Genomic DNA, 25,615 nt, shown 5'->3' on the forward strand with positions numbered 1-25,615 from the left:
CGCTGGGAGGCGGGAAGCGTGAGGGCGAAGGTGGTGGGCGTGGTGTTCTCCGCGGTCGCGGTGCTGGGGTCCGTGGCGGGCTGCGGGTCCGGTGGCGCGGGCGCCGGTGGGGGCGGCAGGGAGGGCGGGCCGGGGGAGGGCAAGGACGAGAGCCGGCGGGTGCGGGCGCTCGGCCACGACCAGCTGCGCCATGTGGAGCTGGGGGCGAGGGAGGTGCCGGGCTTCGTGGTGGAGAAGGGCTCGCGGGCCACGGCCGGGCACGGTCTGCCCAGCACCGACAGCGAGGCATGCCGGCCCCTGGTGGTGGCGATGGGTTCGCAGCCGCAGCCGGCGCCCGTGGGCTCGGTGGTCGACACCTTCGCCGCCACCACGGAGCAGGGTTTCCAGGGGCTGCTGGGGACGATCCGGGTCTCGGCGTACGCGGGCGACGGCGCGCAGAGCACGCTGCGGGCGCTGCGGGCGGCGGCGCGGGAGTGTGCGGGGGGCTTCCGGATGAAGACGGGCGAGGGCCAGCCGCAGCGGTTCGAGGAGGTGCGTACGCTCCCGGCGCCGGGGCTGGGGGACGAGGCGATGGCGTACCGCCTGGTGAACGCGGCGGAGAAGGCGCCGAGCCTGGTGACAGTCGTACGGACCGGCTCGGCGTTGTCGATGTTCTTCGCGACGCATCTGTCCGACCCGGGAGCGGTGGAGATCCCGGAGCGGTTGATGGCGGCGCAGGTCGCGAAGGTGGAGCGGCTCCAGCGGGCGGAGCGCCCGCCGACCGCGCCCCCGCCCCCGCACGCGGGCCCCGCCCCCGGCCCCGACGAGGACGGGGAGGACGGCGAGGACGGCGAGGACGGTGCCGACAGCGAGGAGGCGGAGAGCGCGGAGTAGTCCGGGAGGGGCGGGTCCCTGTCAGTCAGTCCTTGGGGGACGCCGAGGCGGACGGCTTGGCCGAGGGCTTGGCCGATGCCTTGCCGGAGGGCTTGGGCGAGGCCGCGGCCGTGGCCTGGGCGTTCGCGCGGTACATGATGCGGCGGAAGGTGTAGCCCGCGACGTCGCGGCCGGCCTGCAGGGCCTTGGTGTCGTCGGAGTGGACGGGGCTGCCGTTGGTGTAGCCGGCCACGGTGAAGTAGGTGTAGCGGCCCTCGGCGTTCGTGGTCAGCCGGCAGGCGGTGGCGCGGCAGAAGGTGGGACCGTCGTCACCGGACAGAGCGGTGACGTTGCCGGTGGCCTGCGCTTTCGCCTTGTCGGCGGCGGCCTTGTCGGCGAAGACGGCGACGCCGACGGTGACGGCGACGCCCTCCCGCTCGTACGTGGCGCGCATCAGCTTCTTGCAGCCGTTGCCGGCGAGGACCTGGCCGAGGCCGCCCTGGGTGGCGGAGGCGCAGTCGGTGGTGGTGTCGGTGGCGACCCGCTTGTAGGTGCGCTTGTCCAGCACCGGCTTGGAGTGCGGGAAGAGCGTCTTGGTGGACAGGGGCGCCTTGTCCTTCTCCTCGGTGGAGATGAACTCGCGGGGGTTGGGCGGGACCACCTGGGAGAAGCTCGGCTCGGCGGCGCCGGCCGAGGCGCTGGGCAGCTTCTCGGCGGCGGGCAGCGTCTTGCCGCCCTTGCCCGAGGTCATGACGGCGGTGGCGACGATCGCGGCGACCGCGCCGGTGGCCAGCGTCCCGCCACCGATCAGCAGCCACTTGCGGCGGCGGCCGCGGGCTTCGGCGTCCTCGGCGAGGCGCCCCCAGTCCGGGGTGCCGCCCTGGGCGGGCATCCCGGGTATCTGCTGCTGCTGCCAGGCCGGTGCCGGTGCCGCGCCCGGGGGCAGCTGCGGAGGCACCTGAGGCGCGTGGGGCGCCTGCGGTGGCTGAGATGTGTGTGGCGCCTGGGGCGGCGGCGGCCCCCACGGCGGCGTGGACGGCTGATCCCCCGGGGCCCCGTGCGGCCCTCCCTGCCCAAAGCTCATGGCGTGCATCGTAAACCGGTTGGGTGACCGCGCCGGGAGCGGCGAGAATTCACCGCATGGGACACGTCGAAGCGGCACATCTGGAGTACTTCCTCCCCGACGGGAGGGCATTGCTCGGCGATGTGTCCTTCCGGGTCGGGGAAGGGGCGGCGGTCGCCCTGGTCGGCGCCAACGGCGCGGGCAAGACCACGCTGCTGCGACTGATCGCGGGGGAGCTGCAGCCGCACGGCGGATCCGTCACCGTGACGGGCGGGCTCGGCGTGATGCCGCAGTTCGTGGGGTCCGTACGGGACGACCGTACGGTGCGCGACCTGCTGCTCTCGGTCGCCCAGCCGCGCATCCGGCAGGCCGCCGCGGCCGTCGACGCGGCCGAGCACGCGATCATGACCGTGGACGACGAGGCCGCGCAGATGGCCTACGCCCAGGCCCTGTCCGACTGGGCCGAGGCGCGGGGCTACGAGGCGGAGACGGTGTGGGACATGTGCACCATGGCCGCGCTCGGCGTCCCCTACGAGCAGGCCCAGTGGCGCCAGGTGCGCACCCTCTCCGGCGGCGAGCAGAAGCGCCTGGTCCTGGAGTCGCTGCTGCGCGGCACGGACGAGGTGCTGCTGCTGGACGAGCCGGACAACTACCTCGACGTCCCCGGCAAGCGCTGGCTGGAGGAGAAGCTGCGCGAGACGAAGAAGACCGTCCTCTTCGTCTCGCACGACCGGGAGCTGCTGGCCCGCTCCGCCGAGAAGATCATCAGCGTCGAGCCCGGGCCCGCGGGCAGCGACGTATGGGTGCACGGCGGCGGCTTCGGCACGTACCACGAGGCCCGCAAGGAGCGCTTCGCCCGCTTCGAGGAGCTGCGCCGGCGCTGGGACGAGAAGCACGCCCAGCTGAAGAAGCTGGTGATCAGCCTCCGGCAGGCCGCCGCGGTCAGCCACGAGATGGCCTCCCGCTACGCCGCGGCCCAGACCCGGCTGCGCAAGTTCGAGGAGGCGGGCCCGCCGCCGGAGCCGCCGCGCGAGCAGGACATCCGGATGCGGCTGCGCGGCGGCCGGACCGGGGTCAGGGCGCTGACCTGCGAGGGGCTGGAGCTCACGGGTCTGATGAAGCCGTTCGACCTGGAGGTCTTCTACGGCGAGCGGGTCGCGGTGCTGGGCAGCAACGGCTCGGGCAAGTCCCACTTCCTGCGGCTGCTGGCGGGGGAGGACATCTCCCACACCGGTGCCTGGAAGCTGGGCGCGCGGGTCGTGCCCGGCCACTTCGCGCAGACCCACGCCCACCCGGAGCTGGTGGGCCGCACGCTGGTCGACATCCTGTGGACCGAGCACGCCCGGGACCGGGGCGGCGCGATGTCCGTGCTGCGCCGCTACGAACTGGAGAAGCAGGGCGACCAGCCCTTCGAGAAGCTCTCGGGCGGCCAGCAGGCGCGCTTCCAGATCCTGCTGCTGGAGCTGGCGGGCACCACGGCTCTGCTGTTGGACGAGCCGACGGACAACCTGGATCTGGAGAGCGCGGAGGCTCTTCAGGAGGGGCTGGAGGCGTATGAGGGGACGGTGCTGGCGGTGACGCATGATCGCTGGTTCGCGCGTGCTTTTGATCGTTTCGTCGTGTTCGGTGCGGACGGGCGGGTCCGGGAGGTGCCGGAGCCGGTGTGGGACGAGGCACGGGTGGCCCGTCAGCGCTAGGGCGTGGCGTCCGATCGGACCATGTTTTGACCCGGCAGGTGGGCGCCCGGTACTCTACGAGTTCGTTATGCGTATTGGCTTGGTCGTTCTCACGCGAGGGGCCCTTACGCTTGTCCACCGGGCTGATTGCCGGCGGTCGGCACGCGGGTTGCGTCCCCGTTGTGCGGCCATGGCTGTGTGATCGTCCCGTGTGGACCGTGTCAGGACCCACTCACTGAAGAAGCGAAGGCTACGACCGTGCGTACGTACAGCCCCAAGCCCGGCGATGTCACGCGCCAGTGGCACATCATCGACGCGCAGGACGTCGTCCTGGGCCGTCTGGCCTCTCAGGCTGCCTCCCTGCTGCGCGGCAAGCACAAGCCCGTGTACGCCCCGCACATGGACATGGGTGACTTCGTCGTCATCATCAACGCCGACAAGGTGCACCTCTCCGGCAACAAGAAGACCCAGAAGATGGCGTACCGCCACTCTGGCTTCCCGGGTGGTCTGCGCTCCGTCCGTTACGACGAGCTGCTCGACAAGAACCCCGAGAAGGCCGTCGAGAAGGCGATCAAGGGCATGCTGCCCAAGAACTCCCTCGGCCGTCAGATGCTCTCGAAGCTGAAGGTCTACTCGGGCGACCAGCACCCGCACGCCGCCCAGCAGCCGGTGCCGTTCGAGATCACCCAGGTCAAGCAGGGCTAAGTCCCGGCCACCGCCGAACCAGAAAGTCTGAGGAGAATCGTGGCTGAGACCACCGCCGAGATGCCGCTCGACGAGGGCGTCGAGGAGTACACCACCGAGTCCGAGGTTGTCGAGTCGGAGTACACCTCCGAGTCGCTCGCCTCCCGCTTCGGCGACCCGCAGCCGGCCGCCGGCCTGGGCCGTCGCAAGAACGCCATTGCCCGCGTCCGGATCGTTCCGGGCTCCGGCAAGTGGAAGATCAACGGTCGCACCCTTGAGGACTACTTCCCCAACAAGGTGCACCAGCAGGAAGTCAACGAGCCCTTCAAGGTGCTCGAGCTCGACGACCGCTACGACGTCATCGCCCGCATCTCGGGTGGCGGCGTCTCCGGCCAGGCCGGCGCCCTGCGCCTCGGTGTGGCCCGCGCGCTGAACGAGGCGGACGTGGACAACAACCGCGGCCCGCTGAAGAAGGCCGGCTTCCTGAGCCGCGACGACCGTGCGGTCGAGCGCAAGAAGGCCGGTCTGAAGAAGGCCCGCAAGGCTCCGCAGTACAGCAAGCGCTAATCACGCGGCTTGTTGCACTGCCCGAACGCCCCGGCGGCACGATCCGTGCCGCCGGGGCGTTCGGCCATTACCGGTCAGGACTTGGTACGAATGTTCGGGGCCCGCGCCTGGGCCCCGCCCCGCTTTTTCGGAGGACACCTGTGGGACGACTCTTCGGTACGGACGGTGTGCGCGGCGTCGCCAACGCGGATCTGACGGCGGAGCTCGCGCTCGGCCTGTCGGTCGCCGCGGCGCATGTGCTCGCCGAGGCGGGTACGTTCGAGGGCCATCGCCCGGTGGCGGTGGTGGGCCGCGACCCGCGTGCGTCCGGTGAGTTCCTGGAGGCCGCCGTGGTGGCCGGGCTGGCCAGCGCCGGCGTGGACGTCCTGCGGGTCGGCGTGCTGCCGACGCCGGCCGTCGCCTATCTGACGGGCGCCCTCGGCGCGGACCTCGGCGTGATGCTCTCCGCCAGCCACAACGCCATGCCCGACAACGGCATCAAGTTCTTCGCCCGCGGTGGCCACAAGCTCGCCGACGAGCTCGAGGACCGCATCGAGCGGACCTACCGGGCCCACGCCTCCGGCGAGCCCTGGGACCGGCCCACCGGCGCCGGCGTCGGCCGGGTCCGCGACTACGACCAGGGCTTCGACAACTACGTCGCCCACCTGATCGGCGTGCTGCCCAACCGCCTCGACGGCCTCAAGGTCGTCATCGACGGCGCCCACGGTGCCGCCTCCCGCGTCTCCCCCGAGGCCTTCTCGCGCGCCGGCGCCGAGGTCGTCACCATCGGCACCGAGCCCGACGGCCTCAACATCAACCACGAGTGCGGCTCCACCCACCTGGACAAGCTGCGCACCGCCGTCGTCGAGCACGGCGCCGACCTGGGCGTGGCCCACGACGGCGACGCCGACCGCTGCCTGGCCGTGGACGCCAAGGGCAACGAGATCGACGGCGACCAGATCCTCGCCGTCCTGGCGCTCGCCATGCGCGAGGCGGACTCGCTGCGCAAGAACACCGTCGTCGCCACCGTGATGTCCAACCTGGGCTTCAAGCTGGCGATGGAGCGCGAGGGCGTCCAGCTCGTCCAGACCGCGGTCGGCGACCGCTACGTCCTGGAGGAGATGAAGGCCAACGGCTTCGCCCTGGGCGGCGAGCAGTCCGGCCACGTCATCGTCCTGGACCACGCCACGACCGGCGACGGCACCCTGACCGGCCTGATGCTGGCCGCGCGCGTCGCCGCCACGGGCCGCTCGCTGGCCGACCTGGCCGCCGTCATGGAGCGCCTGCCGCAGGTCCTCATCAACGTCCGCGACGTCGACAAGTCCCGCGTGGGCTCCTCGCAGGAGCTGGCCGCCGCCGTCAACGCCGCCGAGGCCGAGCTGGGCTCCACGGGCCGGGTGCTGCTGCGCTCGTCCGGCACCGAGCCGCTGGTGCGCGTCATGGTGGAGGCCGCCGACATCGAGCAGGCCCGCGCGGTGGCGCAGCGCCTGGCGGACGTCGTGAAGTCGGCGCTGGGCTAAGCGCCCGCCTCCTGCGCCGTGCGCTCGCGCTGCCTCGCCCAGAACCACTTCTGGGCGAGCAGCGTGAGCGTGCCGGCGAGGATGATCCCCAGCAGGTTCAGTGCCAGCTGTACGGCCGAGCCGCGGGTCTCCGACCAGTTGCCGTAGGACAGCGCCACGGCGGCGTTCGCGGCGGCCGGCACCGTCGTCACCGAGATCGCCACGCCGATCAGCGCGCCCGACTTCGACGAGGTCAGGGAGAGGATGCCGGCGACGCCCGCCAGGAACGCCACGATGAAGGAGAAGGCGTCCGGCTGCCAGATGAAGGCGGTCTGCGGGCGGGGCGCGAGGAACTTCGCCTCGTGGAAGAGGCCCAGCCAGTCCATCAGGACGCTGAAGCCGCCGGTGAGGGCCATCGCCACCGGGAAGCCGACCAGCAGCGCCATCAGGGACCGCCAGGCCAGCCGGGGCGAGCGCCGCACGATCGCCGTGCACAGCCCGGCCAGCGGGCCGAACTCCGGGCCCACCGCCATCGCGCCCACGATCAGGATCGCGCTGTCGATGATCACGCCGCACGCGGCGAGCATCGTGGCGACCGTCAGGAACGCCAGGAACGTGACGGTCAGCGTCGACTCCTCGTGCGTCTCCCCGACCAGCGACTGCCAGACGATCGCGTCGGCGCCCTCGCCCGGCGCCTCCTCCTTGGCGGTGTCCGCGCGCCGCGAGAGCATCAGGTCCACGTCCTCGACCGCGAGCGACCCCCATTCCGGCAGGCCCGCCTTCCCCAGCCGCTCCAGCAGCCCGTCGGCGGCCTCGCGGGCCACGTCGCACAGCACCAGGTCGCCCTCCGGGCTGCGCGCGGCACCGGGGAGCACGGCGAGGTGGGCGGTGCCGACGGTCCGTTCGACGAGGGCGACGATCTCGTCGGTCCGGTCGGCCGGAGTGATCATCCGTAGATGCAGCATGGGTGTCCCGGTGGTCAGAGCTTGCGCAGCGAGAGCCGCTGGACCTTGTGGTCGGGGCCCTTGCGCAGGATCAGGTTGGAGCGGCCGCGGGTGGGCGCCACGTTCTGCAGGAGGTTCGGCTTGTTGATGGTGCGCCAGTTGCGGCGGGCGTAGTCCAGCGCCTCCTCCTCCGAGACCTGGGTGTACTGGCGGAAGTAGGAGTCGGGGTCGTGGAAGGCCGTGGCGCGCAGCTTCTTGAACCGCTCGTAGTACCAGCGCTCGATGTCCTCGGCGCGCGCGTCGACGTAGACGCTGAAGTCGAAGAAGTCGGCGAGCCCGACGCGGGTGCGGCCGTCCTGGCCGGGCTGGGCGGGCTGCAGGACGTTGAGGCCCTCGATGATCAGGATGTCCGGGCGGTGCACGGTCAGCCGCTCGCCGGGCACGATGTCGTAGATGAGGTGGGAGTAGACGGGGGCGGAGACCTCGTCCTTGCCGGCCTTCACGTCCGCGACGAAGCGGGTGAGGGCACGCCGGTCGTACGACTCGGGGAAACCTTTCCGCGACATCAGGCCGCGGCGCTGCAGCTCGGCGTTGGGCAGCAGGAAGCCGTCCGTGGTGACCAGCTCGACGCGCGGGTGCTCGGGCCAGCGGGCCAGCAGGGCCTGCAGCAGCCGGGCCGTGGTGGACTTGCCCACCGCGACGCTGCCGGCGACCCCTATGACGAAGGGCGTGCCGCGCTGGGCCCCCTTCTCGCCGAGCGTCTCGCCGAGGAAGGTGTTGAGCGTGCCGCGCAGGCTGCCGGTCGCGCCCACGTAGAGGTTGAGCAGCCGGGACAGCGGCAGATAGATGTCGCGGACCTCGTCGAGGTCGATGACGTCGCCGAGCCCGCGCAGCCGCTCGACCTCCTCGGCGGTCAGCGGCAGGGGAGTGTTCTCGCGCAGGGCGCTCCACTCCGCGCGGGTCAGGTCCACGAACGGGGACGAGTCTGCGCGGCGTCGTTGCTGCGAGGGCTCCATGGTGGTCGGCACGGGCCCATTGTGCGCGCGGGAGGGGCGCGGGGATGACCGCGGGGTGCCGTTCGGGCCGTGACCTAAGGGAGCCGGGGGGTCCCAGGGAGTGAAGTTCTCTCGCAGGGTCTGTACCTACTCGCGAGTCAGTACTACGTTCCTGCCCCCGGTCCGCACGACGCGAGGGGCCTGATCCATGTTCGTTTTCCTTCTGGTGCTCCGGCTCGCCAAAAGGCGCGTACGCCGCCTCGTGCGCCGGAGCGGCCCGGCCGCCCCTGCCGTCCCGGCCGGCCCCGTCGATTTCGCCGGGCAGGTCCACGGTGACCTCGCCGCCGAGCTGCCGGACGAGGACCTGGGGCAGGACCTCGACGACTGCCTCGACCGCTACGTCCTGGGCAGCAAACCGCGCTGCGAGGAGGTCGAGTACCTGGAGCTGGTCCAGGAGGCCATCGACCGGATCGAGCGCGGGCGTTGACCCCAGGGCCGTACGCTGCACCCCATGTGCGGAATCGTTGGCTATGTGGGAGGGCAGTGCGCCCTCGACGTCGTATTGGCAGGGCTGCGGCGGCTGGAGTACCGCGGCTATGACTCGGCCGGGGTGGCGGTCCTGGCCGACGGCGGGCTCGCCGCCGCGAAGAAGGCGGGCAAGCTCGCCAACCTGGAGAAGGAGCTGGCCGACCGCCCGCTGCCGTCCGGCCACACCGGCATCGGTCACACCCGCTGGGCCACCCACGGCGGCCCCACGGACGCCAACGCCCACCCCCACCTGGACAACCCCGGCCGCGTCGCCGTCGTCCACAACGGCATCATCGAGAACTTCGCCGAGCTGCGGGCCGAGCTCGCCGGCCGCGGCCACGCCCTGGGCTCGGAGACCGACACCGAGGTCGTCGCCCACCTGCTGTCGGAGTCCTTCTCCTCCTGCGGTGACCTGGCCGAGTCCATGCGGCAGGTCTGCCGCCGCCTGGAGGGCGCCTTCACGCTCGTGGCCGTGCACGCGGACGAGCCGGACGTCGTCGTCGGCGCCCGCCGCAACTCCCCGCTCGTGGTGGGGGTCGGCGACGGCGAGTACTTCCTCGCCTCGGACGTCGCCGCGTTCATCGCCCACACCCGGGAGGCCATCGAGCTCGGCCAGGACCAGGTCGTGGAGCTGCGGCGCGACGGCGTCACGGTGACGGGCTTCGACGGCGCCCCGGCGGACGGTGACGTGCGCGCGTACCACGTCGACTGGGACGCCTCGGCCGCCGAGAAGGGCGGCTACGACTACTTCATGCTCAAGGAGATCGCCGAGCAGCCCAAGGCGGTCGCCGACACCCTCCTCGGCCGCATCGACGGCGCGGGCTCGCTGACCCTGGACGAGGTGCGGATCCCCGCGTCCGTGCTGCGCGAGGTCGACAAGGTCGTCATCGTGGCGTGCGGCACCGCCTTCCACGCCGGGATGATCGCCAAGTACGCCATCGAGCACTGGACCCGCATCCCCTGCGAGACCGAGCTGGCCAGCGAGTTCCGCTACCGCGACCCGATCCTCGACCAGCGCACCCTCGTCGTCGCCATCAGCCAGTCCGGCGAGACGATGGACACCCTCATGGCCCTGCGGCACGCCCGCGAGCAGGGCGCGAAGGTGCTGGCCATCTGCAACACCAACGGCTCGACGATCCCGCGCGAGTCGGACGCCGTGCTGTACACGCACGCCGGGCCCGAGGTCGCGGTCGCCTCCACCAAGGCCTTCCTGACCCAGCTCGTGGCCTGCTATCTGGTGGCCCTCTACCTGGGCCAGGTGCGGGGCACCAAGTGGGGCGACGAGGTCCGCAGCGTCGTGCGCGAGCTGTCGGAGATCGCCGGCGAGGTGGAGGAGGTGCTGGAGACCATGGAGCCCGTCCGGGAGCTGGCCCGCTCCCTCGCCGACAAGAACACCGTCCTCTTCCTCGGCCGGCACGTCGGCTACCCCGTGGCCCTGGAGGGCGCCCTCAAGCTCAAGGAGCTGGCGTACATGCACGCCGAGGGCTTCGCGGCAGGCGAGCTCAAGCACGGCCCGATCGCCCTGATCGAGGAGGACCTGCCGGTCGTCGTGGTCGTCCCCTCGCCGCGCGGCCGCTCGGTCCTGCACGACAAGATCGTCTCCAACATCCAGGAGATCAGGGCGCGCGGGGCGCGCACGATCGTCATCGCCGAACGGGACGACGAGGCGGTACGCCCCTACGCGGACCACCTCATCGAGATCCCACCCACCCCGGTGCTGCTCCAGCCGCTGGTCGCCACCGTGCCGCTGCAGGTCTTCGCCTGCGAGCTCGCCACGGCCCGGGGCAACGAGGTCGACCAGCCGCGCAACCTGGCGAAGTCGGTGACGGTCGAATGATCGTAGGAGTGGGGATCGACGTCGCGGAGATCGACCGCTTCGACGCCGCGCTGCGGCGCACCCCGGGCATGGCGCAGCGGCTGTTCGTGGACCGCGAGCTGCACCTGCCCGGCGGGGAGCGGCGCGGCGTCGCCTCCCTGGCCGCCCGCTTCGCCGCCAAGGAGGCCCTGGCCAAGGCGCTGGGGGCGCCCCCCGGGCTGCTGTGGACGGATGCCGAGGTCGTGACGGAGGGCAGCGGGCAGCCGCGGCTCGTGGTCACGGGGACGGTGGCGGCGCGGGCCGAGGCGCTGGGCGTGACCTCGTGGCACATCTCGCTGAGCCATGACGCGGGCGTGGCGTCGGCGGTGGTGATCGCGGAGAAGTAGGGTCATCGGAGGAGTGAACGGCCGCGGGAATCGGGGCCGTTCACCATTTGAGCGACTCTCGTGCCTAAACTCCTGATCATGACGGCAGGAGACTCCCTGGCCACCGGCCAGCGATCATTGGGTGACCCGTCCCTCGGCTATCCGCTGTGGCCGCCGCTCGTACGGGGGTGCCCGCGCACCGCCACGGACGAGCTGGTGTACCCGGTCGAGGTGGACTACGCCTACGACCGGGTGAGCCCGGAGCTGTTCGCCCCCGGCGCCGGGAAGCGGAGCGCCGGTCTGGAGCGGTGGGCGCCGCTGCTGCCGCCGCTGACCGCGCCGGGGCTGGGGGAGGGCCACACGCCGCTGGTCGACATCGGCGGCGGGGTCCATGTGAAGGACGAGTCCCGCAACCCCACCTGGAGCCACAAGGACCGGCTCAACCGCTGCACGGTCAGCGCCGCCGTCAGGATGGGCGCGCCCGGCATCGTGGTGTCCTCCTCCGGCAACCACGGCGCGTCCGCGGCGGCCTTCGCCGCGCGGGCCGGGCTGCACTGCGTCGTCCTCGCCTCGGCCGGTATGCCCGCGGCCGTGGACGCGTTCCTGAACGCCTACGGGGCGGTCGTCCTGCCCGTGCCGGAGGAGGCCCGCTGGCCGCTGATGCGCCAGCTCGTCGACCGCATCGGCCTGCACCCCGTCAGCAACCTCGCCGTCACCCACACCGGTCACGCCTTCGGACCCGAGGGCTACAAGACCATCGCCTACGAGATCTTCACCGAACTCGGCGTGCCCGCCGCCGTGTTCGTGCCCTCCGGCTACGGCGAGTGCCTCTTCGGCATCTGGAAGGGCTTCGCCGAGCTGCGGCGGCTCGGGCTCACCGACCGCGTCCCGCGGATGTTCGGCTGCGAGCCCGCGGCCGGCGGCCCGCTCGCCGCCGCCGTGGCGGGCGGGCTGCCGGCGGCCCGGGTGAGCGGCGGGCCCACCGACGCGTACGCCATCAGCTGCACGGTCGGCGGCTACCGCGGCGTCCTGGCCGTCCGGGAGAGCGGCGGCCGGGCCCTGCTCGTGAGCGACGAGGAGATGCGGGCCGCCCAGACCGAACTGGCCCGGCAGGGCATCTGGGCCGAACTCTCCGGCGCGGCGGGCCTCGCGGGACTGCGCGCCCGTGCCGGGGCCGACGCCTTCGACGGGCCCGTGGTGTGCGTCTCCACCTCCAGCGGCTTCAAGGACCGGGCCGTCGGCACGAAGCCCTCCGAGGTCATGGAGCCGACCTGGGACGAGGCGTACCGGCGGCTGCGGGCCGCGGGCGTGGGCGCGTGAGGACGGCTGCCAGTAGGGAGTGACGTCGACTCTCCAGTGCCCGAACCCCCTGACCCCACGACCGCGCTGGCGTATCGTCAGGGGCCCTTGGAGGCGAAGAGGGAGAGGTCTGTGCACCCGGCGAGGGAACGCATTGCGGCGGTGTTCGGACGGCGCCAGGGGAGCGGCTATCTGCTGGCGCCCGACGTGGTGTTGACCGCCGCACACGTGGTGGGGGACTGCGCCACGCCCTCGGTGATCGTGCCGGGCGGCACCGGCAGGATCCGCTGCCGGGTGGCGTGGGCGCGGGACGACAACCGGCGCTGCGACGCCGCGCTGCTCGTCGCCGAGCGCGCCCTGGTCACCGACGAGACGGCCCAGGCGTTCGAGCCGCTCGTGTGGGGGCGCGCCTACGACTTGCGGGTGTGGCCGAACGCCCAGGCCGTCGGCTATCCGCACGCCCAGCGCGACGCGCACGGTGAACTCGACACCGAGCAGGTCATCGGCACCCTCAAGCCGGGCAGCAACCTGCTCAGCGGCCGGCATGTGCTCGACAGCGAGTTCGGCGCCCCCGGGCCGGCCGAGGGCGGGGGCTCGCCGTGGGCGGGGATGTCCGGGGCCGCCGTGTTCGTGGACGGGCTGCTCGCCGGGGTGGTCTGCGCGGACCCGGGCGGCTGGCGGCACGGCCGGCTGACCGTGACGCCGTCGGCGACCTTGTGGTCGGAGTTCAGCTTCCTCAGCGAATGCCTGATGGCCGGGCACAAGCCCGAGTCGCGTTCGCTGGCCTCGCCCCGGCAGCTCGAGATCGAGGCGTTCGAACGCCGGTTGCGCGACTACATCGTCGAGAAGTCCGGCGAGCTGACCATCATCGGCCTGACCCTCTCCGACGGCGAGGGCGAGACCTGGCCGCTCGACGCCGCCTACCTCAGCCTCGAGCTGACCACCGGGGCACGCGCCGCCGAGGGCCGCGGGGGCGCCGCCGCCCGCGAGGTGCCCTCGGCCCGCCGGGCGGAGGAGGCCCTGGCCGGGCACCGGCGGGTGCTGCTGCGGGGCGCCGCCGGCTCGGGCAAGACCACGCTGCTGCAGTGGCTGGCGACGATGACCGCCCGCGGTGACCTGCCCCCGGAGCTGGGCCACTTGAGCGGCTGCGTGCCGCTGACCCTGCCGTTGCGGACCCTCATCCGCAGGGGCGAGCTCCCGCGGCCGGAGGAGTTCCTCGCCGCGGCCGCCGGGCCGCTGGCCGGGGTGCCCGCCGCCCGCGGGTGGGTGACGGACCGGCTCAACCAGGGCACGGCGCTGCTGCTGATCGACGGCGTCGACGAGGTCCCCGAGGCCGACCGCCGGCGCACCCTGACGTGGGTCAAGGACCTGCTGGCCGCCTACCCCGACGCGCGGTACGTCATCACCACCCGGCCCTCCGCGGTCCGCGAGGGCTGGCTCTCGGACGCCGGCTTCACCGAGCTGGACCTGCTGCCGATGAGCCGCGCCGACGTCCTGGCGTTCATCGACCGCTGGCACACGGCGGCCGGCCAGGCCGACGACGAGCGGCTGCGGGCCTTCCGCGAGTCCCTGAGCGCGGCCGTCGTCGCCAAGCCCGACCTCGGCCGGCTGGCCACCAATCCCTTGATGTGCGCCCTGATCTGCGCCCTGAACCGCTCCCGGCGCGGCTATCTGCCGCACGGCCGCATGGAGCTCTACCGCGCGGCGCTGGACCTGCTGCTGATCCGGCGCGACCGCGAGCGGGAGATCGTGGTCGGCCTGGAGGGCCCGGAGCTCGAGCAGGCCCAGACGGCCCTGTTACAGAAGATCGCCTACTGGCTGATCCGCAACGGCCGCTCGGAGATCGAGTGGCACCGGGCCGTCGAGATCCTCGACCGGGCCCTGCCCGCCATGCCGGCCGTCGCCGCCAAGGGCAGTGCCGAGGACATCCTGCGGCACCTCGTCGTCCGCAGCGGACTGCTGCGCCGGCCGACGAGCGGGACGCTGGACTTCATCCACCGCACCTTCCAGGACTATCTGGGCGCCCAGGCGGCGGTCGACGACTGGGACTTCGACCTGCTGGTCAACAACGCCCACGACGACCAGTGGGAGGACGTGCTGCGCATGGCCGTGGGCCACGCCCCGCCGCGCGCCCGCGCCGAACTGCTGCGCAAGCTGCTGGAGCGCGGGGAGCGCGAGGACGGCAACCGCCACCGCCTGCACCTGCTGGCCGCGGCCTGCCTGGAGCAGGCCACCGAGGTCGACCCGGAGGTCCGTACGCGGGTCGAGAAGGCGGCGGCCGAGCTGGTGCCGCCGCGCGACACGGAGTCGGCCAAGGCGCTCGCCGAGGCGGGGAAGATCGTGCTGGACCTGCTCCCGGGGCCCGAAGGGCTGACGGACGAGGTGGCCCACGCCGTCGTCGTGGCCGCCACGGCCGTGGCCGACGACCGGGCCATCCCCCTGCTGGCCCGGTACGCCACGCACCCCTCGCGCCAGGTGCGGGCCCAGCTGGCGTGGGCGTGGGACCGCTTCGACACCGACCACTACGCGGACGCGGTGATCGGCAAGCTCGTGTACGAGGACGGGCTGGCGTTCGTGGCCAAGAGCAGCGCCCACGAGAGGGCCCTGCGGCGGCTGGGCGGCAGGCCGGAGGTGTGGCTGCGGGGGGACCGGGGGGACGAGAAGGCCGAGAGGGACGAGAAAAACGAGAAAGAGGGGCGCGTGTGACGCGCCCGCGGCCCCTCACCGCTCGCAGACGTCCTGCCACACCCCCCGGAGCTCCCCGGCCACGTCCAGGGCGGTGATCGGGGCGGCCCCCAGCCGCCGGGCCGCGAGACCGTGCAGGTAGGCCCCCGCGGAGGCCGCGTCCCGTGCCGTCAGGCCCGCCGCCAGCAGGGCGCCCGTCAGCCCCGACAGCACGTCGCCGCTGCCGGCCGTGGCCAGCCACGGTGTGCCCGTCGGGTTGATCCGCACCGCGCGGTCGCCGCAGGCCACCAGCGTCGTCGAGCCCTTCAGCAGGGCCGTGACCCCGAACCGCCCGGCCAGGGCCCGTACGGCCGCCAGGCGGGCCGACTCGACCTCCTCGCGGCTTCGGCCCAGCAGCGCGGCGGCCTCGCCCGCGTGCGGGGTCAGGAGCGTCGGGGCCCTCCGGGCGCGTACCGCCTGCGGGTCGAGCAGCCGCAGGCCGTCCGCGTCGACGAGCACCGGCACGTCCGAGGCCAGGACGTCCACGAGCGCCCGCCGCGCCTCCGCCCCGTCGCCCAGGCCCGGGCCGACCACCCAGGACTGCACCCGGCCCGCCTTCGAGGGCGGCCCGGCGGAGACCAGGGTCTCCGGGAAGCGGCCGATCACCGCCTCCGCCGCCGGCCCGGCGTAGCGCACCGCGCCCGCGCCCCCGCTCAGGGCGCCCGCCACCGCGAGCACCGCCGCGCCCGGATAGCGGGCCGAGCCGGCGACGATGCCGACCACGCCCCGGCGGTACTTGTCGCTCTCGGCGGCCGGGCGCGGCAGCAGGGCGGCCACGTCCGCGTGTTGGAGGGCCGCCACGTCCGGTTCCTCGGGCAGCCGGGGCCCGAGGCCGATGTCGACCAGGCGCAGCGCCCCGGCGTGCTCGCGTGCCGGGTCGATGAGCAGCCCGGCCTTGTACGTGCCGAAGGTGACCGTGGCGTCGGCGCGCACCGCCGCGCCGCGCACCTCGCCCGAGTCCGCGTCGATGCCGCTGGGCAGGTCCACGGCGACGACCGGTGCCCCGGCCTCCGCCGCGACCCGGACCAGCGCCTCGGCCTCGGGCCGCAGGCCGCCCTTGCCGCCGATGCCGACGATGCCGTCGACCACGAGGTGCGCCCGCCGCACCGCGGGCTCTGCTTCGGGGCCGTCGACGACGCGCCCGCCGGCGCCGCGCAGCGCGGCCAGCCCGCCGGGGTGCGCGCGCCCGGGGGCCAGCAGGACGGCCGTCACCCCGGCCCCGCGCCGGGCCAGGCGGGCGCCGGCGTACAGCGCGTCGCCGCCGTTGTCGCCGCTGCCGACCAGCAGCACCACGCGCGCGCCGTAGACGCGCCCCAGCAGGTCCGCGCACGCCGCGGCCAGTCCGGCCGCTGCCCGCTGCATCAGCGCGCCCTCGGGCAACTCGGCCATGAGCGCCCGTTCGGCGGCCCGTACGGTCTCCACGCTGTACCCAGTCCTCATGGGCCCAGCCTTCCCCACCACGCGCACGGCCGACACCCCTGTCAGCCCCGCACGAGTCCCGTGCCCCCGGGGCCTGAGACACTGGCGGGGATGAGTGAGACACCGATGCGCGCCCGAGCCGTGGTCGACCTGGCCGCCCTGCGGGCCAACGTACGCGCTCTGCGGGCCCGCGCCCCCCGGGCGCAGCTGATGGCCGTGGTGAAGGCCAACGCGTACGGGCACGGGGCGGTGCCCTGCGCGAGAGCGGCCCGGCAGGCCGGAGCGGAGTGGGTCGGTACGGCCACTCCGCAGGAGGCGCTGGCGCTGCGTGCCGCGGGCGACACGGGCCGGCTGATGTGCTGGTTGTGGACGCCGGGCGACCCGTGGCGCGAGGCCGTCGAGGCCGGCATCGACATTTCCGTCAGCGGGCTGTGGGCCCTGGAAGAGGTGACGGAGGCCGTACGGGCCGCCGGTCGCCCCGCCCGCGTCCAGCTGAAGATCGACACCGGCCTGGGCCGCAACGGCTGCCAGCCCGGCGACTGGGAGAAGCTGGTCGCGGCCGCCCACGACGCGGAGCGGGCCGGGCTGGTCAAGGTCACCGGCGTGTGGTCGCACTTCGCGTGCGCCGACGAGCCCGGTCATCCGTCGATCGCGGCGCAGACCGAGGTCTTCCGGGACGCCGTGTCGTACGCCGAGCGTCAGGGGCTGACCCCCGAGGTCCGGCACATCGCCAACTCCCCGGCCACCCTCACCCTGCCCTCGACCCACCTCGACCTGGTGCGCACGGGGGTGGCGATGTACGGCATCTCGCCCAGCCCCGAGGTCGGCACCCCCGAGGACTTCGGGCTCAGGCCCGTCATGACGCTGTCCGCGTCCCTCGCCTCGGTCAAGCGCGTGCCGGGCGGTCATGGGGTCTCTTACGGCCATCTCTACACGACCCCCGGCGAGACCACCCTCGCGCTCGTCCCCGTCGGCTACGCGGACGGCATCCCGCGGGCCGCCTCCGGCACCGGCCCGGTGCTGGTCGGCGGCAAGTGGCGCACGGTGGCGGGCCGGGTCGCGATGGACCAGTTCGTCGTCGACCTGGGCGGCGACACGGCGCGGGTCGGTGACGAAGCGGTGCTTTTCGGCCCCGGGGACCGGGGCGAACCGACCGCCGAGGACTGGGCGCGGGCGACCGGAACCATCGCCTACGAAGTCGTCACGCGCATCTCCGCACGCGTACCCCGCGTCTATGTCGGAGAGATCCGGGAAGAGGACACCGAGAGCGACGACACGGGGGCGTGAGATGAGCGAGGGCGGCGACAGTACGGGCGCGAGGGCGGCGGGGGCCGCCGGGGCCACGGCGGCCGCGGGGGCCACCGCGGTCGCGGGAGCCACGGCCGCGGCGAGCGCCTGGCGGCGCGGAGCGGGTGCGGCGGGCGTGGCGGGCGCCGCCGTGGGGATCGTCGCCGCCGGAGCCGCGGTCGGGGTCGCCGTGGAGCGGCTGACGGTCGGGCGCGGCATGCGCCGCAAGGCCCGGCTCGCCCTGGACGCGTCCGGCCCGTACGGGACGCTGCGCGGCACGCCCGGCATCGCGATCGCCGAGGACGGCACCGAGCTTTATTACGAGGTGGACGAGCCGGCCGAACCCGAGCAGCCCGGGAACGGCCGTTCGCGGCTCTTCGGGCGCCGGCCCGCGCCGGCCGTCACCGTCGTCTTCAGCCACGGCTACTGCCTCAACCAGGACTCCTGGCACTTCCAGCGCGCCGCCCTGCGCGGCAGCGTGCGCACCGTCTTCTGGGACCAGCGCAGCCACGGCCGGTCCGGGCGGGCGAAGAGCGGCTCCGAGGCGGTCAGCATCGACCTGCTGGGCCGCGATCTGAAGGCCGTCATCGACGCCGCCGCCCCCGAGGGGCCGCTGGTGCTGGTGGGGCACTCGATGGGCGGCATGACGACCATGGCCCTGGCCGCCCAGTTCCCGGAGCTGATCGCCGAGCGGGTCGTCGGCGCGGCCTTCCTCTCGACGTCCTCGGGCAAGCTCTCCGAGGCCACCTACGGGCTCCCGGCCGCCGGCATGACCCTGGTGCGCCGGGCGATCTTTCCGGGCGCGTTCAAGCTGATGGCGACGCAGACCGAGCTCGTCGAGAGGGGGCGGCGGGCGACCGCGGACCTCTTCGCGGGGATCATCCGGCGCTATTCGTTCGGGTCCAAGGACGTGGACCCGGCCGTCGCCCGGTTCGCCGAGCGGCTGCTGGAGGGGACGTCGGTGGACGTGGTCGCCGCCTTCTACCCGGCGTTCGACGGGCATGACAAGGCGGCGGCGCTGGCCGCCTTCGGCCATGTCCCGGTGCTGGTCCTCACGGGCGAGAAGGACCTCGTCATCCCGAGCGGGCACAGCGAGGTGATCGCCGCGGCCCTGCCGGACGCCGAGCTGGTCGTCGTCCCCGGCGCGGGCCACATGGTGATGCTGGAGCAGCCGGCGACGGTCGGCACGCACCTGGCCGCCCTGCTGGCGGCGGCCGGCGTGGGCGAGGTCCGGCAGCGCGGCCGCGCCGCCGGGGCGCAACCGGGCGGCTGAGCCCCGCCCCGCCAGGTGGGCCCGCCACGTACCATCGACGGATATGAACGTCCCGCACGACACCTCCACGGCCCCGGCGGCCCCGGCCGCGCAGCTCACCGTCAAGTCCGCCGAGGACATGCGCGAGTTGGGCCGCAGGCTGGCCGGGCTGCTGCGCCCCGGCGACCTGGTCCTGCTCTCGGGTGAGCTGGGCGCCGGCAAGACGACGATGACCCGGGGGCTGGGCGAGGGCCTCGGCGTCCGTGGCGCCGTGACCTCCCCGACCTTCGTCATCGCCCGGGTGCACCCGCCGCTGGGCGACGGCCCCGCCCTGGTCCACGTCGACGCCTACCGGCTCTCCGGCGGGCTGGACGAGATGGAGGACCTGGACCTCGACGTCTCGCTGCCCGAGTCCGTGATCGTCGTGGAGTGGGGCGACGGCAAGGTCGAGGAGCTGTCGGAGGACCGGCTGCGGGTCGTCATCGAGCGGGCCGTCGGCCTGGACGCCCCGGCCGACGAGGCCGACGACGTCCGCAGCGTCACCGTGACGGGCGTCGGCGAGCGCTGGGCGGGCGTCGACCTCACCGTGCTGGGCTGAGCGGGACGGGCCGGCCGGGCCGCGAGGCCCCACCCGGCCCCCGGTGTATTCCGACAAGCCGTCGGCAAGATGTTGCGCGCGCGGCTCCGGGCGTGGTCACATGGAGAACGGAGAGCCGGTTAGGGCTGCCTAACTTCTCCGCCTGGCCCGAGCTGCCCCAGGAGGCATTCATGTCGGCCCGAGAGACCGCTGCCCCCATGGCGAACCGCTTCGAGGAGCGGGCCCCGTCGATGCGCGACCTCCTCGCGTCCTGCGCCGCGGCCGACGCCGTCTCCACACCGCCGAAGGCGCCCGCGCCCGGCCCCGCCGCCGCGGCGCCCGAAGACGGCCCGGAGACCGGCGAGCGGGATCAGAGGGACCGGAGAGAAGCGGCCTGAGACGGGCCTGGGACGGGCCCGCGAAGGGGACCGCGTCCGCCGTTAGCCCGGAAGGGTGACACGGAGCGGCCCGTCGGCCGTGCGCTACGGAACGACGACGACCTTCGTGTGGTTCACCGCGAACTCCCACATCGCCTGACCGTCCGCCGGCGTCTCGCGGATGCCGCCGGTCTTCGCCCCCGGCGACGGCTTCGGCGAGGAACCGTCGACGGCCGCGCTGAAGCCGAAGACGACCCCGGCCGCGTTCCGGTGGAAGACCACCACGTGCTCGATCGGGATCCCGTCCGTGCCGGTGACGTTCGGCGACCGCGAGGTCACCGCGTACGTCCCCGGCGCCGGGTGCACGGCGCTGGGCGCCACCTCGTAGGTCCGGGTGGCCTTCTCGTCGGAGCCGACCAGCCACACCCGCTTCTGCGCCAGCGCGTAGACGACCCGCAGGCCCGAGCCCGAGTTCGCCGGGACGGGGTTCGCGGCGGCCTGGTCCTGGCCGCCCTCCGCCTTGCCCTTGCCCGAGTCGCCCGCGCCCTGGTCCTTCGCCTTGCCGGACGCGTCCTTGCCCGCCGCGTGCGCGCTCGCGGGGCGGTCGGGCGCGGCCTCCGCCTGGACGGCCAGGAAGCCGACCCCGGCCAGTGCCGCCGCGGTGAGCGCGGCCACGACGACCCCCGAGCTGCTGCGTGCCACGCTGCGCACCCTTTCGTCCTGCGTACGGCTTGTCCCGCGTACGGCTTCGTTCCGGCGTACGGCCGCGTCCTGCTCCTGGCGGTACCCGCCGGATTCCCGCCGGTCACAGGCACCACTCATACGGCTCAGAGGGCTCGTACGGCTTTGCGGCTGACCGTAGCACCCGGCCGCGCCCCCGCCGCGCCCCCGCCGGTGGCCGATGCGCGCACCGGACGCCCCACGGCGCGCCGTAGGCTTGTCATGTGCTGCTGCTCGCTCTGGATACCGCCACCCCCGCTGTCACCGTCGCCCTCTACGACGGCGAGTCCGTCGTCGCCGAGTCGAGTCAGGTGGACGCCCGCCGGCACGGGGAGCTGCTCCTGCCCGCCGTGGACCGGGTGCTCGGTGAGGCGGGCCGCAAGCTGGACGCCCTGACCGGCATCGTCGTGGGCGTCGGCCCCGGCCCCTACACCGGCCTGCGCGTCGGCATCGTCACGGCCGCCACCTTCGGCGCCGCGCTGGGCGTCCCCGTCCACAGCCTGTGCACGCTCGACGGCATCGCCTACGCGGCCGGGCAGGCGGGCCTGGAGGGCGAGTTCGTCGTGGCGACGGACGCCCGCCGCAAGGAGGTCTACTGGGCCCGGTACGCCGACGCCCGCACCCGCGCCACCGAGCCCGCCGTGGACCGCCCGGCCGAGCTCGCCGAGCGCGTCGCCGGCCTCACGGCCGTCGGCGCCGGCGCGGTCCTCTACCCGGACGCCTTCACCGGCGTACGGGACGATCTGCCGCAGCACCAGTCGGCGGGCGCGCTGGCGGCCCTGGCCGCCGAGAAGCTGCGCACCGGCGGGGAGTTCCTGCCGGGGCAGCCGCTGTACCTGCGCCGCCCGGACGCCCAGGTGCCGGCCAACTACAAGGTGGTCACACCGCAGTGAGCGAGCCGACCGCGACCGTCCGCATCCGCGAGATGCGCTGGTGGGACATCGCACCGGTGCTGGAGCTGGAGCGTGAGCTCTTCCCGCACGACGCGTGGTCCAAGGGCCTCTTCTGGTCCGAGCTGGCCCACGCCCGGGGCGCCAACGCCAACCGGCGCTACGTGGTGGCGGAGGACCTGCCGGCCGCCGGGGCGGCGCCGCGCATCATCGGCTACGCCGGGCTCGCGGCCATCGACGGCACCGGCGACGTACAGACCATCGCCGTGGACCGGGACCACTGGAGCACGGGCCTGGGCGCCCGGCTGCTGGCCGAACTGCTGACGACCGCGACCGCCTTCGAGTGCCACGAGGTGCTGCTCGAGGTGCGCGTCGACAACACCCGCGCCCAGCGCCTGTACGAGCGCTTCGGCTTCGAGCCCGTAGGCGTCCGCCGCGGCTACTACCAGCCCGGCAACATCGACGCGCTCGTGATGCGCCTGACCGATCCGAACTCCGCAGTGCAAGGAATGACCCATGGCTCGCAAGGCTGACGAACCCCTCGTCCTCGGCATCGAAACCTCGTGCGACGAGACGGGCGTCGGCATCGTCCGGGGCCACACGCTCCTCGCCGACGCGGTCGCCTCCAGCGTCGACGAGCACGCCCGCTTCGGCGGCGTGGTCCCCGAGGTCGCGAGCCGGGCCCACCTGGAAGCCATGGTCCCCACCATCCAGCGCGCCCTGAAGGAAGCGGGCGTCACCGCGTCCGACCTCGACGGCATCGCCGTCACGGCCGGCCCCGGCCTCGCCGGCGCCCTGCTCGTGGGCGTCTCGGCGGCCAAGGCGTACGCCTACGCGCTGGGCAAGCCGCTCTACGGCGTGAACCACCTGGCCTCCCACATCTGCGTCGACCAGCTGGAACACGGCGCCCTCCCGGAGCCCACGATGGCCCTGCTGGTCAGCGGCGGCCACTCCTCCCTCCTCCTCGCCCCCGACATCACCGCGGACGTCCGCCCGCTCGGCTCCACCATCGACGACGCGGCAGGCGAGGCCTTCGACAAGATCGCCCGCGTCCTCCAGCTCGGCTTCCCCGGCGGCCCGGTCATCGACCGCTACGCCCGCGAGGGCGACCCCCACGCCATCCGCTTCCCCCGCGGCCTGACCGGCCCCCGCGACCCCATATACGACTTCTCCTTCTCCGGCCTCAAGACCGCCGTGGCCCGCTGGATCGAGGCCAAGCGCGCGGCCGGCGAGAACGTCCCCGTGGCGGACGTGGCCGCCTCCTTCCAGGAGGCGGTGGTGGACGTACTGACCCGCAAGGCCGTCCGCGCCTGCAAGGACCACGGCGTCGACCACCTGATGATCGGCGGCGGAGTAGCGGCCAACACCCGCCTGCGCGCCATGGCCGAACGCCGCTGCGAGGACGCGGGCATCACCCTGCGCGTGCCGCGCCCGAAGCTCTGCACGGACAACGGCGCGATGGTGGCGGCCCTGGGCGCGGAGATGGTGGCCCGCGGACGCGCGTCGTCGTCGTGGGACCTGTCGGCGGACTCGTCCCTGCCGGTGACGGAGACGCATGTGCCGGGGCATGACCATGGGCATTCCCATGACCATGACCACGATCACGACCACTTCCACGAGTTGAGCAAGGACAACCTGTACTCGTAGGGCGAGCGGTCAAGGCTCGCCCGGCAGTCGTTCGATCAGGTGATCGGACGCCTGTTGGGGCTGGGTACGGTGAGCGTACGGAACAGAATTCCGTCCATGGGAGAACTTACGGCTGCCGCGCAGCCGCGCATCACCATGGCTGAGTTGCGGCAAGCCGTCACGAAGGTCGTGCCGGATTCGCTGGAAGCCTATAGCCAGGAACTGGCCGAGGTGGCCGACGAGATTCTCCGGCTCCGGGACTTCGGTCCTCTGAACCGCTTCGTTGCGAGCTGGCAAGCCAAGGTGATGGAGCAGGCGGGGTCAGGGGAGTAGCGCAGACGTGTCCAGGGGCGGGTAGGGGTCGGGAAGAGGTAGCTTCTCGCCCGGCGTGGCGGTCGACGTCGTGCGGTAGAAGCTCTTCCTGGACTCGTCCGGGTCGGCAACCGGGTTCGTGTGGACGTAGACCCGGTTCTCCTCACGATTGACGAGCACATAGACCGGGACCCCCGCAGCGGCGTAACTGCGGTACTTGGGGCCGGTGTCCGTCTCGTGATTGCTGGACGTCACCTCCCCGACGAGGGCGAGCAGATCCATCGGGTACCAGCCCTTGTGAACCTTGCGGTAGGCCTCGTCGAGTTCGGTGGGCTTACGGCGCAGAACGTAGAAGTCGGGGATGGCGAGGGACTGGGTCTCGTCCTTGCCCTCCGTGTCGACGCCGGTGCGGAACCCCATCCCCATCCCGGCCAGCCGGATTCCGGCGCAGCGCAGCTGGTGATAGAGGTCGCCGGTGACGTCGCCGTGCTCGAAGTCAGGCTGCGGTGGCACAACCACCATCCCCTCGAAGTACTCGGGTCGAATCGGCGCCTCTGACGCCTCCTCGATCGCGATCAGTAGATCGATGGGGTCCTGCTCGTGCGGCTTGTTCACCGGCTCGGTGATGGGATCGGCGGCCATCGCTGTCCTCCCTTGTCGCTCATGCCAGGCTACGCCTGGGCTGGGTGCCCCACCGGCATCGTCGGCGGAATGGCGGTACGGATAAGTGCGATCACGCGATTGTTCACCCGTTCGGGGCGTGGGCTCTGTGTGCGATCTGCGGCACCTGAACGTTCCCAGGTGGCTACATTGTGTAGCGAAATGCCCAGCCATCGAGTGGCCCTCAGTTCATATGAGTCCGCGCGTTTCATTACGAATCTGTTGGAGAAGCTGTGAGCGGCACGTTCACGTGGTTCAAGTCCAGCTACAGCAACAACATGGGCGACAACTGCATCGAGGTGCGCTCCGGGCCCCGGGAGGTGCGGGTCCGGGACTCGAAGCGAATATCCGGGCCGGAACTGGCCTTCCCAGCGCCCTCGTGGGCGACATTCGTGGCGGCCCTCGGCGAGGCCGGGGCTTGAGCTCCGGGCTCCGAGCGCTCTTTGTAAGGAATGGGCGGTGGGTTCAACCCACCCACCCTCCCCAACCGCGCGTATACCACGCGCAGTTCACTTTCCGTGATCCGGTTGCGACGTACCGTCGCGATCCTCTAGCGTCCGGAACGACAAACGACCCCGGTCGGTGTTAGCAGCACCAAGCCGGGGTCTGACCACCAAGATCGAAAGCAGTCGATCTCATGGCTGACGCCAACCCTAGCGCCGCCGCGCGCGCCCCGCACGCCTACCCGATGGCCAAGCGCGGCTACGGCAAGAAGAGCGCACCGGACCAATCACCGCGCACCGCCACGGACTTCGCGCACCTGCCGCCCCGCGAGGCGCAGGTCGCCGCGTTCGTCGACCGCCTGCCCGAGGGCGCGGCCATGGACGCGAAAACGCTGGCGGCCCAGCTCCCCGCCTACGGCCAGGCCGCTTGCCGTACCGCGCTGCGGCGGCTGTCGGAGACCGGTCACCTGCGCCGGGTGAAGGAACACCTCAAGGGTGACGACGGGGCCTATCACTGGGTGACGCGCTCGTACTTCTCGCGCACCGCGCGGGACGACGCCTGGTGGACGTCCGTCCTCACGGGCGAGACGCCCCTGCCGGAGGCCCCGGCGCCCCGCTCGCGGGCGTACGAGGCGCTGGCCGCCGCCGGACGCACCGACCCGCGCATGACGCTGTCGCACGCCGACTGCGTCGCCCTCGAACCGCTGGCAGCGGCATGGCTGGAGCGCGGCGCGAGTGAGGCCCACGTCGTGCGGGACCTCACGGCGGGGCTGCCGTCGCAGGTGCACCATCCGGCGGCGCTGGCCCGGCGTCGACTCGTCGACAAGCTGCCTCCGGAGCGTCAGCCGGAAGCACCGCGACCGCGAACCCTCCTGCTGCTGGAGTGCACCGTCTGTGCCACCCCCGGCCGCCCGGAGGCGCTCCCCGGCGGCCTCTGCCGCGACTGCCGGGGCGAACCACGCGCGGCCGCTGCACCGGGAGCCCTCTCACCCGAGGAGGTCCACGCGAAGGCGGCCCTCCTGCGGGTGATCAACCGGGCAGTACCGCGGGTGGGGGTGTGA

Annotated in this window: 26 protein-coding genes; 20 read left to right on the forward strand and 6 right to left on the reverse strand. The window is 73.1% G+C overall.

The features are described 5' to 3' along the window. The first annotated feature begins 18 nt into the window (after nt 1-18). The gene (locus ABZ956_RS13750; protein ID WP_361891714.1) at nt 19-873 is read left to right on the forward strand and encodes a hypothetical protein; all 855 of its coding nucleotides are present in this window, start codon (nt 19-21) and stop codon (nt 871-873) included. 25 nt (nt 874-898) lie between these two features. Here ABZ956_RS13750 and ABZ956_RS13755 read toward each other — a convergent pair whose 3' ends face one another. Further along, nucleotides 899-1,810, reverse strand: a complete 912-nt coding sequence (locus ABZ956_RS13755) for a hypothetical protein (protein ID WP_361891717.1) — start codon at nt 1,808-1,810, stop codon at nt 899-901. 182 nt (nt 1,811-1,992) lie between these two features. Here ABZ956_RS13755 and ABZ956_RS13760 point away from each other — a divergent pair, with 182 nt between their 5' ends. The 4 genes from ABZ956_RS13760 (at nt 1,993) to glmM (ending at nt 6,341) form a co-directional block, all read left to right on the forward strand. Then, entirely contained in the window at nt 1,993-3,612 is a 1,620-nt protein-coding gene (locus ABZ956_RS13760; protein ID WP_361891720.1) for an ATP-binding cassette domain-containing protein, read from the forward strand. Between the two features lie 237 nt (nt 3,613-3,849). Beyond that, nucleotides 3,850-4,296 carry a 50S ribosomal protein L13 gene (gene rplM / locus ABZ956_RS13765; protein WP_071964527.1) on the forward strand — a complete coding sequence of 149 codons (447 nt, stop codon included), beginning with the start codon at nt 3,850-3,852 and terminating at the stop codon, nt 4,294-4,296. 39 nt (nt 4,297-4,335) lie between these two features. Continuing rightward, on the forward strand, nt 4,336-4,842 hold the full coding sequence (rpsI, locus tag ABZ956_RS13770; protein ID WP_361891723.1) for a 30S ribosomal protein S9: 507 nt from the start codon (nt 4,336-4,338) through the stop codon (nt 4,840-4,842). 140 nt (nt 4,843-4,982) lie between these two features. Beyond that, on the forward strand, nt 4,983-6,341 hold the full coding sequence (gene glmM / locus ABZ956_RS13775) for a phosphoglucosamine mutase (RefSeq protein ID WP_361891726.1): 1,359 nt from the start codon (nt 4,983-4,985) through the stop codon (nt 6,339-6,341). Here glmM and ABZ956_RS13780 read toward each other — a convergent pair. Next, on the reverse strand, nt 6,338-7,285 hold the full coding sequence (locus tag ABZ956_RS13780) for a DUF389 domain-containing protein (RefSeq protein ID WP_361891729.1): 948 nt from the start codon (nt 7,283-7,285) through the stop codon (nt 6,338-6,340). The genes glmM and ABZ956_RS13780 overlap by 4 nt on opposite strands. Before the next feature lie 14 nt (nt 7,286-7,299). Further along, entirely contained in the window at nt 7,300-8,292 is a 993-nt protein-coding gene (gene coaA / locus ABZ956_RS13785) for a type I pantothenate kinase (protein WP_361891732.1), read from the reverse strand. Nucleotides 8,293-8,467: 175 nt separating this feature from the next. Here coaA and ABZ956_RS13790 point away from each other — a divergent pair, with 175 nt between their 5' ends. The 5 genes from ABZ956_RS13790 (at nt 8,468) to ABZ956_RS13810 (ending at nt 14,973) form a co-directional block, all read left to right on the forward strand. After that, nucleotides 8,468-8,746, forward strand: a complete 279-nt coding sequence (locus ABZ956_RS13790; protein ID WP_361891735.1) for a hypothetical protein — start codon at nt 8,468-8,470, stop codon at nt 8,744-8,746. A gap of 24 nt (nt 8,747-8,770) precedes the next feature. Further along, nucleotides 8,771-10,624, forward strand: coding sequence for a glutamine--fructose-6-phosphate transaminase (isomerizing) (gene glmS, locus ABZ956_RS13795; RefSeq protein ID WP_361891738.1), 1,854 nt, complete (start codon nt 8,771-8,773; stop codon nt 10,622-10,624). Next, nucleotides 10,621-10,989: a holo-ACP synthase gene (locus ABZ956_RS13800; protein WP_361891741.1), complete on the forward strand. Its 369-nt coding sequence runs from the start codon at nt 10,621-10,623 to the stop codon at nt 10,987-10,989. The genes glmS and ABZ956_RS13800 overlap by 4 nt, the downstream gene beginning before the upstream one ends. A 78-nt stretch (nt 10,990-11,067) precedes the next feature. Continuing rightward, the gene (locus ABZ956_RS13805) at nt 11,068-12,288 is read left to right on the forward strand and encodes a pyridoxal-phosphate dependent enzyme (RefSeq protein WP_361891744.1); all 1,221 of its coding nucleotides are present in this window, start codon (nt 11,068-11,070) and stop codon (nt 12,286-12,288) included. A 141-nt stretch (nt 12,289-12,429) separates the two neighbouring features. Beyond that, entirely contained in the window at nt 12,430-14,973 is a 2,544-nt protein-coding gene (locus tag ABZ956_RS13810; protein WP_361891747.1) for an NACHT domain-containing protein, read from the forward strand. 15 nt (nt 14,974-14,988) lie between these two features. On the opposite strand, the gene ABZ956_RS13815 is transcribed toward ABZ956_RS13810, so the two are convergent. Beyond that, the gene (locus ABZ956_RS13815; RefSeq protein ID WP_361891750.1) at nt 14,989-16,431 is read right to left on the reverse strand and encodes an NAD(P)H-hydrate dehydratase; all 1,443 of its coding nucleotides are present in this window, start codon (nt 16,429-16,431) and stop codon (nt 14,989-14,991) included. A gap of 90 nt (nt 16,432-16,521) precedes the next feature. On the opposite strand from ABZ956_RS13815, the gene alr reads away from it, so the two are divergent. From alr to ABZ956_RS13835, 4 genes are all read left to right on the forward strand, one after another. Continuing rightward, nucleotides 16,522-17,697 carry an alanine racemase gene (alr, locus tag ABZ956_RS13820; RefSeq protein ID WP_361891753.1) on the forward strand — a complete coding sequence of 392 codons (1,176 nt, stop codon included), beginning with the start codon at nt 16,522-16,524 and terminating at the stop codon, nt 17,695-17,697. Nucleotide 17,698: 1 nt separating this feature from the next. Next, on the forward strand, nt 17,699-18,970 hold the full coding sequence (locus tag ABZ956_RS13825) for an alpha/beta hydrolase (RefSeq protein ID WP_361891756.1): 1,272 nt from the start codon (nt 17,699-17,701) through the stop codon (nt 18,968-18,970). A 43-nt stretch (nt 18,971-19,013) separates the two neighbouring features. Then, nucleotides 19,014-19,547 (forward strand): tRNA (adenosine(37)-N6)-threonylcarbamoyltransferase complex ATPase subunit type 1 TsaE, encoded by a 534-nt coding sequence (gene tsaE / locus ABZ956_RS13830; protein WP_361891759.1) that lies wholly within the window; start codon nt 19,014-19,016, stop codon nt 19,545-19,547. Between the two features lie 170 nt (nt 19,548-19,717). Beyond that, nucleotides 19,718-19,924 carry a hypothetical protein gene (locus ABZ956_RS13835; RefSeq protein WP_361891762.1) on the forward strand — a complete coding sequence of 69 codons (207 nt, stop codon included), beginning with the start codon at nt 19,718-19,720 and terminating at the stop codon, nt 19,922-19,924. 84 nt (nt 19,925-20,008) lie between these two features. On the opposite strand, the gene ABZ956_RS13840 is transcribed toward ABZ956_RS13835, so the two are convergent. Further along, on the reverse strand, nt 20,009-20,605 hold the full coding sequence (locus ABZ956_RS13840; RefSeq protein ID WP_361891765.1) for a hypothetical protein: 597 nt from the start codon (nt 20,603-20,605) through the stop codon (nt 20,009-20,011). A gap of 242 nt (nt 20,606-20,847) precedes the next feature. Between ABZ956_RS13840 and tsaB the strand changes: the two genes are divergently transcribed. The 4 genes from tsaB to ABZ956_RS13860 all read left to right on the forward strand — a co-directional run bounded on the left by tsaB (nt 20,848) and on the right by ABZ956_RS13860 (nt 23,472). Further along, nucleotides 20,848-21,516, forward strand: a complete 669-nt coding sequence (gene tsaB, locus ABZ956_RS13845) for a tRNA (adenosine(37)-N6)-threonylcarbamoyltransferase complex dimerization subunit type 1 TsaB (protein ID WP_361891767.1) — start codon at nt 20,848-20,850, stop codon at nt 21,514-21,516. A gap of 32 nt (nt 21,517-21,548) precedes the next feature. Then, nucleotides 21,549-22,046, forward strand: coding sequence for a ribosomal protein S18-alanine N-acetyltransferase (rimI, locus tag ABZ956_RS13850; RefSeq protein WP_361892444.1), 498 nt, complete (start codon nt 21,549-21,551; stop codon nt 22,044-22,046). Next, nucleotides 22,030-23,160 carry a tRNA (adenosine(37)-N6)-threonylcarbamoyltransferase complex transferase subunit TsaD gene (gene tsaD, locus ABZ956_RS13855; protein WP_361891770.1) on the forward strand — a complete coding sequence of 377 codons (1,131 nt, stop codon included), beginning with the start codon at nt 22,030-22,032 and terminating at the stop codon, nt 23,158-23,160. The genes rimI and tsaD overlap by 17 nt, the downstream gene beginning before the upstream one ends. Nucleotides 23,161-23,256: 96 nt before the next feature. Then, nucleotides 23,257-23,472, forward strand: a complete 216-nt coding sequence (locus ABZ956_RS13860) for a hypothetical protein (RefSeq protein WP_361891773.1) — start codon at nt 23,257-23,259, stop codon at nt 23,470-23,472. Here ABZ956_RS13860 and ABZ956_RS13865 read toward each other — a convergent pair. Then, nucleotides 23,461-24,093 (reverse strand): Uma2 family endonuclease, encoded by a 633-nt coding sequence (locus tag ABZ956_RS13865; protein ID WP_361891776.1) that lies wholly within the window; start codon nt 24,091-24,093, stop codon nt 23,461-23,463. The genes ABZ956_RS13860 and ABZ956_RS13865 overlap by 12 nt on opposite strands. A gap of 251 nt (nt 24,094-24,344) precedes the next feature. Between ABZ956_RS13865 and ABZ956_RS13870 the strand changes: the two genes are divergently transcribed. Both ABZ956_RS13870 and ABZ956_RS13875 read left to right on the forward strand, forming a co-directional pair. Further along, nucleotides 24,345-24,533, forward strand: a complete 189-nt coding sequence (locus ABZ956_RS13870; protein WP_361891779.1) for a DUF397 domain-containing protein — start codon at nt 24,345-24,347, stop codon at nt 24,531-24,533. Nucleotides 24,534-24,748: 215 nt separating this feature from the next. Continuing rightward, nucleotides 24,749-25,615, forward strand: coding sequence for a hypothetical protein (locus tag ABZ956_RS13875; protein WP_361891782.1), 867 nt, complete (start codon nt 24,749-24,751; stop codon nt 25,613-25,615).

Origin of the sequence: Streptomyces sp. NPDC046261, assembly GCF_040646235.1 — a bacterium.
Lineage (GTDB): Bacteria > Actinomycetota > Actinomycetes > Streptomycetales > Streptomycetaceae > Streptomyces.

Coding starts and splice junctions, on each gene's coding strand:
- ABZ956_RS13760 (WP_361891720.1), top strand. CDS start 1,993: ATGGGACACGTCGAAGCGGCACATCTGGAGTACTTCCTCCCCGACGGG.
- ABZ956_RS13780 (WP_361891729.1), bottom strand. CDS start 7,285: ATGCTGCATCTACGGATGATCACTCCGGCCGACCGGACCGACGAGATC.
- ABZ956_RS13790 (WP_361891735.1), top strand. CDS start 8,468: ATGTTCGTTTTCCTTCTGGTGCTCCGGCTCGCCAAAAGGCGCGTACGC.
- glmS (WP_361891738.1), top strand. CDS start 8,771: ATGTGCGGAATCGTTGGCTATGTGGGAGGGCAGTGCGCCCTCGACGTC.
- ABZ956_RS13800 (WP_361891741.1), top strand. CDS start 10,621: ATGATCGTAGGAGTGGGGATCGACGTCGCGGAGATCGACCGCTTCGAC.
- ABZ956_RS13805 (WP_361891744.1), top strand. CDS start 11,068: ATGACGGCAGGAGACTCCCTGGCCACCGGCCAGCGATCATTGGGTGAC.
- ABZ956_RS13815 (WP_361891750.1), bottom strand. CDS start 16,431: ATGAGGACTGGGTACAGCGTGGAGACCGTACGGGCCGCCGAACGGGCG.
- alr (WP_361891753.1), top strand. CDS start 16,522: ATGAGTGAGACACCGATGCGCGCCCGAGCCGTGGTCGACCTGGCCGCC.
- ABZ956_RS13825 (WP_361891756.1), top strand. CDS start 17,699: ATGAGCGAGGGCGGCGACAGTACGGGCGCGAGGGCGGCGGGGGCCGCC.
- tsaE (WP_361891759.1), top strand. CDS start 19,014: ATGAACGTCCCGCACGACACCTCCACGGCCCCGGCGGCCCCGGCCGCG.
- ABZ956_RS13835 (WP_361891762.1), top strand. CDS start 19,718: ATGTCGGCCCGAGAGACCGCTGCCCCCATGGCGAACCGCTTCGAGGAG.
- rimI (WP_361892444.1), top strand. CDS start 21,549: ATGCGCTGGTGGGACATCGCACCGGTGCTGGAGCTGGAGCGTGAGCTC.
- tsaD (WP_361891770.1), top strand. CDS start 22,030: ATGGCTCGCAAGGCTGACGAACCCCTCGTCCTCGGCATCGAAACCTCG.
- ABZ956_RS13860 (WP_361891773.1), top strand. CDS start 23,257: ATGGGAGAACTTACGGCTGCCGCGCAGCCGCGCATCACCATGGCTGAG.
- ABZ956_RS13865 (WP_361891776.1), bottom strand. CDS start 24,093: ATGGCCGCCGATCCCATCACCGAGCCGGTGAACAAGCCGCACGAGCAG.
- ABZ956_RS13875 (WP_361891782.1), top strand. CDS start 24,749: ATGGCTGACGCCAACCCTAGCGCCGCCGCGCGCGCCCCGCACGCCTAC.